1 pseudogene is annotated in these 1,666 nt (G+C 38.4%); it reads right to left on the reverse strand.

Features of this window, described 5'->3' with window-relative positions:
• Positions 1 to 55: 55 nt before the first annotated feature.
• Positions 56 to 1,666 (reverse strand): annotated as a pseudogene (locus L1D46_RS20555) (hypothetical protein); the annotation flags it as partial.

Below are 1,666 nucleotides of genomic sequence, written 5' to 3' on the forward strand. Positions count from 1 at the left end.
ATAAAAAATCGCGAAGCTTTTAACACTTCGCGATTTTTACATAACTTGGAAATAATTAATCTATCTCACTGGCATAGTTAAACAAGTTCATTAATAAACGATCCGCCATACTTGTCACTTTTGGGCCTTGTGTAATATTTTCTAATTTATATTGAATTGTTAGCATTCCACTATCAGCCAAGATAATATCGCCTGTAGCAGGGTCTTTTACGATAGTTGGCAAGCCTTGTTGGTTTACAGCTAAGACTTGGGCCCCCGCAGGCATCTCTGAAAAATAACCTCTTGCTGTACCTGATTGATAAAACTCAATTACCTCTCCAAATGGTCCTGCGAACATTCTTTGCTGTGCTTTGGTACTCTCTCCTGCTGGATTAGGCATACTTGGTCCATCAATGTAACCTTCTGCTGTTACTTTATAACCCCATCTTGTGTATATTTTTTCCTCTGGGTAATCAGCATCACCAGCAATAATGGCAACATTACCTTTCTTTAATGACCAATTATAGGCTTCATCGAGCTCTGCATCTGTAAAATTACTTAACCTGAAACTACCAATAAAAAAGATATCGGTGTTGTAATTATTTAACGCTTCCTCTGTAATTGAATTTGCCGCTGCAAAATCATGATTTATTGATAGAGGTTTACGAACAACACCATTTTCACCGAAATTGTCTGTACTAGTTAACTTTTCTAGGGCCCAAAGCATTAGCAAGCCGTTAAGCGTATACCCTTGCCAAGTGGCTTGTCTGTTTTGGTCAATGCTAGTGATGACTATCGATTCTGGCTCAGTGCTACATGTATACTTTTTATTATAGCAAGCAACTGGTTTTATCGTATCCATAGCTAAATCATTGACACGCACTGGGAATGAACCTACTTCACAAGTATTACCAGTTTCGATAGATGCCTTATAAAGTTTGGTAAGATTGAAGTGTCCTTGATCATTAATTACTTCACGAGAAATCAATAATTCACCGTTTTGATCTACCGCAGCGCCTGTTACAGTTACTAACCCATGATTTGATATTCGAGTTAATTGTAATGTTGATAAATCAAGTGAGAAGATACTTTTAGAAGAGATCAAATAAATCTTTGAATCTTTTATAACTATGTCGCCCCGAAGGATATCAGAGCTGCTACCATAACCCGTCATTTCACCTACGTACTGAGTCTCTCCTGAATCAGGGTAGATAATGTAAAACTTGCTACCCTTTGCGCCATACATAACATCTCGCTCAGGATCATAAGCAAGTCTTGTCATTGGGCTGCTACGACCAACTTCTACGTGCTCACCAGTTGCCATATCCACATATGCAAGTTTGGTATATTTAAATTTATTACCTTTAATCGGTAAGCCTTTTAGTTCTTCATCGGTCAAATTTAAAGAGCCAGGATCTAGCTGATATGTTAGTGGTCTAGGGGCAGATACATAATATAAACGGTTACGAGTACTATCAAACGCCATAGCTGCTGAGGAAAACTTAGCTTTCGAATGAATCGCAGCACTTTGTTCTTGTTCATTCAAGGAAAAGACAATCCCTAAGTCACCTCGCCCAGAATTAATTCCATATAGCTCACCGGTACACGTATTTGCATAGGCACCCGACGAAAGTGCAGTGCAAAGTGTCATAATCGATAACATAGAGATTTTCATTTTATATTCACC

Source organism: Pseudoalteromonas sp. Isolate3, from assembly GCF_022398505.1.
GTDB classification, from domain to species: Bacteria; Pseudomonadota; Gammaproteobacteria; order Enterobacterales; family Alteromonadaceae; genus Pseudoalteromonas; species Pseudoalteromonas apostichopi.